This window comes from Pseudomonas sp. Sample_10 (assembly GCF_004321495.1).
Classification (GTDB): Bacteria; Pseudomonadota; Gammaproteobacteria; order Pseudomonadales; family Pseudomonadaceae; genus Aquipseudomonas.
On record NZ_RCOE01000251.1, the window covers coordinates 1 to 8,642 of the forward strand.

At 61.0% G+C, this 8,642-nt stretch carries 7 protein-coding genes; all 7 read right to left on the reverse strand.

The genetic code is table 11. The features are described 5' to 3' along the window. Nucleotides 1-755, reverse strand: a 755-nt coding sequence (tauD, locus tag D8U18_RS25020; protein ID WP_131108800.1) for a taurine dioxygenase, incomplete at its 3' end; no start/stop codon positions are given. Nucleotides 756-808: 53 nt separating this feature from the next. Beyond that, nucleotides 809-1,642 carry a taurine ABC transporter permease TauC gene (gene tauC / locus D8U18_RS25025; protein WP_056852099.1) on the reverse strand — a complete coding sequence of 278 codons (834 nt, stop codon included), beginning with the start codon at nucleotides 1,640-1,642 and terminating at the stop codon, nucleotides 809-811. Then, complete coding sequence (tauB, locus tag D8U18_RS25030) at nucleotides 1,639-2,433, reverse strand: taurine ABC transporter ATP-binding subunit (protein ID WP_056852100.1); 795 nt, start codon at nucleotides 2,431-2,433, stop codon at nucleotides 1,639-1,641. The genes tauC and tauB overlap by 4 nt, the downstream gene beginning before the upstream one ends. A 15-nt stretch (nucleotides 2,434-2,448) precedes the next feature. Next, on the reverse strand, nucleotides 2,449-3,426 hold the full coding sequence (tauA, locus tag D8U18_RS25035; RefSeq protein ID WP_056852101.1) for a taurine ABC transporter substrate-binding protein: 978 nt from the start codon (nucleotides 3,424-3,426) through the stop codon (nucleotides 2,449-2,451). A gap of 320 nt (nucleotides 3,427-3,746) precedes the next feature. Next, nucleotides 3,747-5,330 carry a glutamate--cysteine ligase gene (gene gshA, locus D8U18_RS25040; protein WP_056852102.1) on the reverse strand — a complete coding sequence of 528 codons (1,584 nt, stop codon included), beginning with the start codon at nucleotides 5,328-5,330 and terminating at the stop codon, nucleotides 3,747-3,749. Nucleotides 5,331-5,601: 271 nt separating this feature from the next. Continuing rightward, nucleotides 5,602-5,985: a PaaI family thioesterase gene (locus D8U18_RS25050; protein WP_056852103.1), complete on the reverse strand. Its 384-nt coding sequence runs from the start codon at nucleotides 5,983-5,985 to the stop codon at nucleotides 5,602-5,604. After that, nucleotides 5,985-8,309, reverse strand: coding sequence for a Tex family protein (locus D8U18_RS25055; protein ID WP_130907198.1), 2,325 nt, complete (start codon nucleotides 8,307-8,309; stop codon nucleotides 5,985-5,987). Before D8U18_RS25055 ends, D8U18_RS25050 begins: the two co-directional genes overlap by 1 nt. Nucleotides 8,310-8,642: the final 333 nt, after the last annotated feature.

Consider the following 8,642-nt stretch of genomic DNA (forward strand, 5'->3'; position numbering starts at 1 on the left):
GTCACGCGGTTGTCCCAGAAGGCGATGTCGTCTTTCTGCCAGCGCCAGCGAATGGTGAATTCCGGCCGTGTTGCGTGGGCGAACAGGAACTTCAGAATCGCCTCGCTCTCGGTTTCCGACAGTTCGTTGATCTTCGAAGTGAAGCCTTCGTTGACGAACAGCGAGCGGCGCCCGCTCACCGGATGGGTGCGGATTACCGGGTGCGACAGCGGCGGATTCTTGCGCCGCGCTTCTTCCCATTGGGCCAGCGCTTCAGGCGTGTTGCCATAGCGCTCCAACGGAAACGAACGGGTGAAATCGTGGGTGGCGGTCAGCCCTTCGAGCAAGGTTTTGAACGGTGCCGACAACGCTTCATACGCTGCGATTCCACTGGCCCACAAGGTATCGCCACCAAACTCCGGCAACAGCTTGGCGCTGAGCACCGCGCCCATGGCCGGGGTCGGCAGGAAGGTCACGTCGGTGTGCCAGATCGCGTTGTCGCGCACGTCGGTGACGGCGGTATCGAGGATCAGCACTTGCGGTTGCTCCGGCACATTCGGGTAGATCGGGTGAATGTGCAGGTCGCCGAAATTGGCGGCGAAACGCGCCTGCTGCTGTGGGGTGATTGGCTGGTCGCGGAAGAACAGCACTTGATGCTTGAGCAGCGCTTGTTCGATGGCATCACGCTGTTCCAGATTCAGCGGCTGGCTGATGTCGACGCCGCTGATCTGTGCGCCGAGGGCAGAGCTGAGGGGGACGATGGTCAGGTGGCTCATGGTGGTTCTCTTCAATCCGGGGCTGTCGGCGTAGTCAGTTCGATCAAAACGTATCAGTGAGCCTGGCCGTGCCACGGCACCAGTTTGCGTTGCAGCTTGCGCAAGCCCATTTCCATGGCGAAGGCGATCAGCGCGATCACTAAAATCCCCAGCACCACCACATCGGTGACCAGGAACTGCGCGGCCGACTGCACCATGAAACCCAGGCCGCTGGTGGCGGCAATCAGCTCGGCGGCGACCAGCGTCGACCAACCCACGCCCAAACCGATGCGCACGCCAGTCAGTATGTCCGGTAATGCACTGGGCAAAATCACATGTCGAATCAACTGTGCGCGAGTGGCGCCCAAAGACTGCGCAGCACGCAGCTTGGCCGGGTCGACCGTGCGCACACCGGTGGCGGTGGCAATGGCGATCGGAGCGAAAATCGCCAGGTAGATCAGCAGCACTTTCGACAACTCGCCAATGCCGCACCAGATCACGATCAGCGGCAGATAGGCCAGCGGTGGAATCGGGCGATAGAACTCGATCAGCGGATCGAGAATGCCGCGAGCGATGCGATTGTGGCCGATGGCAATGCCGACCGGGACAGCCGTCAACACCGCGAAGCCCAGGCCCAGGCCGATGCGGCTGAGACTCGCGCCCAAGTGCTGCCACAGGGTTGAATCCATGTAGCCGCTGGTCGCCAGCAGCCAGCCTTTTTGCAGCACGGCCGATGGAGACGGCAGGAATAGCGGCTCGATCAAACCGGTCGCCGTCACGGCCCACCAGATGACAATCAGCGCGACCAGCGTCAGCACACTGATCCAGCGCGTACTCAAACTGCGGCGCACAACGATTGCGGTGGTGTTCGTCTTGACCGCCGCTGCGGGAATTTCATAGCTGCTCATGCGTGCTCCTGCCGTGGAACGGCGCTGCGTTGGGAGAACACTTTGGCGAGCACGTGTTCGCGGGTTTCGATAAAGCGCGGGTCGGACTTGATCGAGCGCGCCGACTCACCGGCGGCGTAACGCTGGCCGAAATCGAGGCTCAGGCGTTCGACGATTTGCCCGGGATTGGGCGCCAGCAGAATCAGATCCGTGGCGAGGAACACCGCTTCTTCAATGTCATGGGTGATCAGGAATACTGGTTTGGCAGTGCGCCGCCAGACTTGCAGCAGCAGCTCCTGCATCTGCTCGCGGGTGAACGCGTCGAGAGCGCCGAAAGGTTCGTCCATCAGCAAGACGCGAGGGTCGGCAGCGAGGGCGCGGGCCAGGCCGACGCGCTGTTTCTGGCCGCCGGAGAGTTGCCAGATCCGGCGGTTTTCGAAGCCTGAAAGATCCACCAGCGCGAGCATTTCCCGGGCACGGATTTCGCGTTTGTCCCGAGGGACGCCCGCCAGCTCAAGGCCAAAGCCGACATTGGCCAGCACGTCTTGCCAAGGCAGCAAGGCGTCGTCCTGGAACACCACGCCACGTTCGGCGCTCGGGCCTTTTACCGGCACGCCATCGAGGGTGATGCGCCCGGCGCTGGGTGCGACGAATCCGGCAATCAGGTTCAACAGCGAAGTCTTGCCACTGCCGGACGGGCCGAGGGCGACCAGCAATTGCTGCGGCCCCAGGCTCAAGGAAATATCCGCCAGCACAGGTGCAGGGCTGCCAGGGTACTGTGCACTGATGCGCTCCAGCTGTAGCAAAGCCATCGCGTCGACTCCCGATCAGTTGGTGATGAACTTGGCGCTGACGTACGGCGCGTAGTCCGGCAGCACGGCTTCGACCTTGCCTTGTTCCTTGAGGAACACGGCGGTGTCGGTGATGGCCTTGGTGGTTGGCGCTCCGAGGCTGGTCACCTGATCGGCCGCCAATGGGTAGACGTTGCCTTGCAGCAGCAGCGGAATGTCGCTGGCCTTGGCGCCGGAGAGCTTCACCAGTTTGTCGACGTTGCTCTGATTGGCGAGCCAGGCTTGCGGGTCTTTGCGGTAATCGGCGTAGGCGTCCAGGGTCACCTTGGCGAACGCGGTGACGATTTGCGGGTGCTTCTCGGCGAAGTCCTTGCGCACGATCCAGGCATCGAAAGTCGGCGCACCGAACTTGGCCAGTTCGCCGGAAGTGATCAGCACTTTGCCGTTTTCCTTGGCGACACCCAGGGCCGGGTCCCAAACGTAAGTGGCATCGATGTCACCGCGTTTCCACGCGGCAATGATCGCTGGCGGGGCGAGGTTGAGGACGGTGACTTTCGACGGGTCGATGTTCCAGTGCTTGAGCGCCGCCAACAGGCTGTAGTGGCCGGTGGAAACGAACGGCACGGCGATTTTCTTGCCGATCAGGTCTTGCGGGGTCTTGATCCCGGAGCCGTCGCGGGCCACCAGGGCTTCGGCAGCGCCGATCTGGGTAGCGATGAGGAATGTTTCCACCGGGACTTTACGGGTGATGGCCGCGGTCAACGGGCTGGAACCGAGATAGCCGATTTGCACGTCGCCTGAGGCGATTGCAGCAATGATGTCGGCACCGTTATCGAATTTGCGCCAGCTGATGTCGGCCTTGGTGGCTTTCTCGTAAGCGCCGTCAGCCTGGGCGACTTTCGCCGGGTCAACGGTGGTCTGGTAAGCAACAGTGACGTCGGCCGCCTGGGCAAACAAACTGACTGCTGCCAATGACGCGGCCGCCAGCAGGCGAAGAGGGAAGTGCAGTTTCATCAGGATGCTCCTTGTCAGGCGGACGAAAGTCGGCGTGAAAGGAGACTAAATGATCTAAGAATCCGAAAATAAATAACTTTTTCGAATGAGCTTATGAGCGGAAAAATCTAAGCAGCTACCCTGATCGTTCCCACACTCTGCGTGGGAACGATCATAGTTCTAAGGCGGATGGTCGAGAGAGCCTTTGTGGCGAGGGAGCTTGCTCCCGCTGGAGGACGAAGGACTCCCAAATTCATCCAACGCGTTGTCTCAGGTCAACGCGTTGTCTGGACTGCTGCGCAGCCGAGCGGGAGCAAGCTTCCTCGCCACAGGGATTGCTGTCAGTTACTGATCGCCAGAATGCTCGCCTGATACGACCCGACAAACACATCGAAATCGCCGACTTCGTTCTGCTCCAGCTCAACCTGCTGTGCCAGCGACGCACGAGCCAGTTCTTCGAACTTCGCCTGTTGCTCGGCCGGCAACGGCTCGCTGCGGAAAAACTGCGCATGGGCCTGGCTCTGACGCAGGGAGAACTGAGCGAAGCTTTCCTTGTGTTCAGCCATTGCCGCCAGCACCTGGGCGGACGGCGTCAAGGCTGGGTCCTGGACCTTGGCCAGCTGCGCATCCAGCGCCTTGCTGTGAGCATCGCCGCCGTGGCTCTGGTCCAGCAGCGCCGCCAGTGGCGCGATGCTTTCCAGCAATTGGCCTGCCCACTCTTTGAGGTCGACCGGTTGCCCGTCGCGTTGCAATTGCAGGCCCGGACGGCGCCCTTCCTTGACCACACTGAGGAAGTTCGAAGTCGCGTTGCTGCAACTGGTATTGGTCAGCAACGGGCTGTCGTTCAGCGCGCAGTACAGCAGGAAGGCGTCGAGGAAACGCGATTCAGTGATATCGATACCCATCGGCAGGAACGGGTTGATGTCCAGGCAACGCACCTCGACGTACTGGATACCACGGGCCATCAGCGCCTGGATCGGCCGCTCGCCGGAGTAGGTCACGCGTTTGGGGCGAATGTTGGAGTAGTACTCGTTTTCGATCTGCAGGATGTTGGTGTTGAGCTGAACCCACTCACCGTCCTTGTGCGTGCCGACTTCGACGTAAGGCGCGTAAGGCGTGGCCACCGCTTTGCGCAGGCTGTCTGTGTAACTGACCAGGTCGTTGTAACACGGCGTCAGGCCGGCCTGGGCGTTGCTCTGGTAGCCCAGGTCACTCATGCGCAGGCTGGTGGCGTACGGCAGGTACAGGGTATCCGGATCGAGCTGTTCCAATTGGTGCGAACGACCGCGCAGGAAACCTGCATCCAGCGCCGGCGAGGCACCGAACAGGTACATCAGCAGCCAGCTGTAGCGGCGGAAGTTGCGGATCAGTGCGATGTACGCCGACGACTGATAATCGCGGTCGGTGCCGACAAAGCCTTCAGCCTGTTTGAGCAGCGGCCACAGCTTTTCGGGCAGGGAAAAGTTGTAGTGAATCCCGGCGATGCACTGCATGGTCTTGCCGTAACGCAGGGCCAGGCCCTTGCGATAGACGTACTTGAGCTGACCGATGTTGGAGGTGCCGTAATAAGCGATCGGGATGTCTTCCTCGGCCGGCAACGGGCACGGCATCGATGGACTCCACAGGTACTCGTTGCCGAGCTTGCTGTAGGCAAAACGGTGAATGCTGTCCAGGCTCGCCAGCGTATCGGCAGGATCGGGCAGGGCCGGGGTGATGAACTCCAGCAGCGACTCGGAATAGTCGGTGGTGATTTGTTCGTTGGTCAGCGCGGAACCCAATTCTTCCGGGTGCGGCGTTTGCGCCAGGCGACCTTCGCCGGTCACGCGCAGGCATTCACGTTCGATGCCGTGAAGGCACTGTTCGAGCAGAGAGAGGTTAGCGCGCTCGCCGAGCAGAGCCAGGCGGCGGTTGAGAAGTTCGCTCAAGTTGGATTCCTTCACGCGTCAGTCGCCCCAATATGGGGGTGGGCAAGACGGTCTACAAGGGTGAAGTTGAAACTGGCGTTTTCGCCTGGTTTTGGAGCCGCTCAGGCCATATGCCGGTCAGTCAATCACTGCGCAATCCCTGTGGGAGCGAGCCTGCTCGCGATGAGGGCGGATCAGTCAACATTTATGTCGTCTGTCCCACCGTCATCGCGAGCAGGCTCGCTCCCACAGGTTTCTAATCGCGAAATTAACTCAAATCGATGACATCTAGCTACAGGACAGCGAACGTGCCTTGCGCTTTTGCGACCAATTTGTCGCCTTGCATCACATCGGCCTCGACCACCAGCGTACGGCGGCCCGGGTGTATCACCCGCGCCGTGCACATCACCTCGCCGCCTTCGACGGCGCGGATGTAGTTGATCTTGCACTCGATGGTCGCGCTCTGCTGGTCAAAGCCATGGCTGCTGGAACAGGCCAGCCCCATGGCAATGTCCACCAGACTGAACAAAGCCCCACCGTGCAGCTTGCCGGCGCGATTGCGCAGTTCTGGCGCAAGCCCCAGGGCGACTTGCGCCACCCCGGTTTCCAGGCTGTGCAAGCGACAGCCCAGCAACTTGAAAAAAGCGCTTTCGGTATACCCCGCAGGGATCTCCATCAACGCTTCTTCAACTGCTTGGCGTTGGCGAACAGCGACGCCATGGCGTTATTGGCCGGAGCCGCTGCCGTGGTTTCCTTGCGCGGCGCGCTGTTCTGCGATTGACGCGGGGCCGAGCCCGGACGTGCGCCACGAGCACCGTCGATTTTCTCGCCCGGGGTGTCGCTCATGCGCATCGACAGCCCTACGCGTTTACGCGGGATGTCGACTTCCATGACCTTGACCTTCACCACGTCACCGGCTTTCACCGCTTCGCGTGGATCCTTGATGAACTTCTCGGAAAGAGCCGAGATATGCACCAAACCGTCCTGATGCACACCGATGTCGACGAACGCGCCGAAGTTGGTCACGTTGGTCACCACGCCCTCGAGGATCATCCCCAGTTGCAAGTCCTTGAGGTCTTCGACGCCTTCCTGGAACTCGGCGGTCTTGAACTCTGGACGTGGGTCGCGGCCAGGTTTTTCAAGCTCTTGCAGGATGTCGGTCACGGTCGGCAAACCGAAGGTTTCGTCGGTGTACTTCTTCGGATCGAGGCGCTTGAGGAACGCGGCGTCGCCGATCAGCGAGCGGATGTCGCGGTCGGTTTCAGCGGCAATGCGCTGGACCAGCGGATAGGCTTCCGGGTGCACCGCCGACGAGTCCAGCGGGTTTTCACCGTTCATGACACGCAGGAAGCCGGCGGCCTGTTCAAAGGTTTTCTCGCCCAGGCGTGCGACTTTCTTCAAGGCTGCGCGGGTTTTGAACGCGCCGTGCTCGTCACGATGGCTGACGATGTTCTGCGCCAGGGTCGCGTTGAGGCCGGAGATGCGCGCCAGCAGCGCCACGGAAGCAGTGTTCACGTCCACGCCTACGGCGTTCACGCAATCCTCGACCACGGCGTCCAGGCCACGCGCCAGTTTCAGTTGCGACACGTCGTGCTGGTACTGGCCGACACCGATGGATTTCGGATCGATCTTGACCAGCTCCGCCAACGGGTCTTGCAAGCGACGGGCAATCGACACCGCGCCACGGATCGATACATCCAGATCCGGGAATTCCTTGGACGCCAGTTCCGAAGCCGAGTAAACCGATGCACCAGCCTCCGAGACCATGACTTTGGTCATCTTCATCGCCGGGTATTTTTTGATCAGTTCGGCGGCGAGCTTGTCGGTCTCACGGCTGGCAGTGCCGTTGCCGATGGCGATCAGATCCACCGAATGCTTGGCGCACAGGGCGGCGAGAATCGCGATGGTCTGGTCCCACTTGTTATGCGGCACGTGCGGGTAAACCGTGGCGTGATCGAGCAGCTTGCCGGTGGAATCGACGACGGCCACCTTGCAACCGGTACGCAGGCCCGGGTCGAGGCCCAGGGTCGCGCGCGGGCCGGCCGGCGCCGACAGCAGCAGGTCGTGCAGGTTGTGTGCGAACACATTGATCGCTTCGGTTTCCGCGCCGTCGCGCAGCTCACCCAGCAAGTCGGTTTCCAGATGGGTGTAGAGCTTGACCTTCCAGGTCCAGCGCACCACTTCGCCCAGCCATTTGTCGGCGGCACGGTTCTGGTTCTGGATGCCGAATTGCTGGCCGATCATGCCTTCGCACGGGTGCATGGTGCCCGGCAGTTCGTCGCCGACTTTCAGTGCGGAGCTGAGGATGCCTTCGTTGCGGCCTCGGAAAATCGCCAGGGCGCGGTGCGACGGCATGCTTTTCAGCGGTTCGTCGTGTTCGAAGTAATCACGGAACTTGGCGCCTTCCTCTTCCTTGCCGGCGATCACGCGGGCACTGAGGGTCGCTTCCTGCTTGAGGTAGTTGCGCAGCTTGTCGAGCAGGCCGGCGTCTTCGGCGAAGCGCTCCATCAGGATGTATTTGGCGCCTTCGAGGGCCGCCTTCACATCGGCCACGCCTTTTTCCGCGTCGATGAAACGTGCGGCTTCGGTTTCCGGGCTCAGGGTCGGGTCGTTGAACAAGCCATCGGCCAATTCGCCGAGGCCGGCTTCCAGGGCGATCTGGCCCTTGGTGCGGCGCTTCTGCTTGTACGGCAGGTACAAGTCTTCGAGGCGGGTCTTGGTGTCGGCGAGTTTGATGTCGCGTTCCAGTTGCGGCGTCAGCTTGCCTTGCTCCTGGATGCTCGCGAGGATGCTGATGCGCCGTTCGTCGAGTTCTCGCAGGTAGCGCAGACGCTCTTCCAGATGACGCAACTGGGTGTCATCGAGGCTGCCGGTCACTTCTTTCCGGTAACGGGCGATGAAGGGAACGGTAGAGCCTTCATCGAGTAGCGCGACGGCCGCTTCGACCTGTTGTGGGCGTACACCGAGTTCCTCGGCGATGCGGCTGTTGATGCTGTCCATAAAACCACCTGACAAATTGTGAAAGCAGGCTCGCAGGCACGCAGTTAGGGCCTCGGCGAGTCTGGTTGAGCGGCCTGGCCTGCGCCGCTACCTGGATCAAAAGGTATCCCGTTGACCCGTGAAATCGAACAATTACTGCCGACGCCCTGAAAAAAACGACGCCTGACTGTAGTACCTGTCTGATGTTGCCTGACACAAAAGGCCGCGCATTATAACCAGCGTTCCGGCATTCGGGGGCATTGCGGGCCGAGGCTTCAATGGCCGGTTTTCTGGCGGTAAAGGAAAAATCTGCTAACAATGCACACGGTGCGTATAACGGCAGCTACGCCATAA